General features: G+C 42.9%; 1 protein-coding gene. It reads left to right on the forward strand.

Features of this window, described 5'->3' with window-relative positions:
- The coding region (locus JK635_RS19390; RefSeq protein WP_202655590.1) for a YDG domain-containing protein at positions 1–814 on the forward strand (814 nt) is incomplete at both ends.

Raw genomic sequence — 814 nt, forward strand, 5'->3', positions numbered from 1 at the left:
CTGGACAGTCAACTGTCGCTGGACTGAATTTCGGTCAGGTCGACACTGCAAGTATTAACAGGAAACTGACATATAGCGATTTAAAAACAGCTACTCTCGAACCTGAATTCACGGATAAGTGGCATCGCTACGATGGTTATTCGATCCCTTTGTTGAAATCATTTCTTAAACCACTGACCGTATATTCATTGGACCAAGACATAAGCAAGGTCTACGATGGCCAAGCAGTCCTTTCTACGGAAAAATATTATTTTTCTGATTCAAACATTAATTTGGGAAATTTGAAATTCACCCCCCTTGCATCATATGAGTCGGGAGTGGATGTAGGTTCCTATGAAAAAAATATAGTCCAAAATGTTTGGTCAAACCAACAAGGGTATTTAATAAAAAGACCCGTTGTGGAAAAAGTAGTAAAAGTTGAAGTAGATTATAGACCAATCATCGTAAAAGCCGTCACAGATAATCGCTTTTACGATGGTTCCAGTAATTCCGGTTTGTCGCCTGAACTGTTTGAATCAAATTCGACTGGCAATCATGGCTTGGCAAGTGGGGATGCCTTGACTGCGAATCAGGCATTTGATTCGAAGGACGTAGGAAATCGAACCCTGCAGGTAAAGGATGTGAATATATCTGACAAGAACGGTAGGAACGTGACAGCTAATTACAAGATTGCCAAACTGGAGACGACTGGCGTGATCAGAGAAAACCCCGGACCCGACAACCCGGGCAATAATAATGGTACCGGCGGAAATCAGGGCGGTAACACCAATAACGGCGGAAACCAGACGGGTAATAATGGCAATGGGGGAACTTC

Origin of the sequence: Neobacillus paridis (assembly GCF_016765675.1) — a bacterium.
Classification (GTDB): Bacteria; Bacillota; Bacilli; order Bacillales; family Cytobacillaceae; genus Neobacillus; species Neobacillus paridis.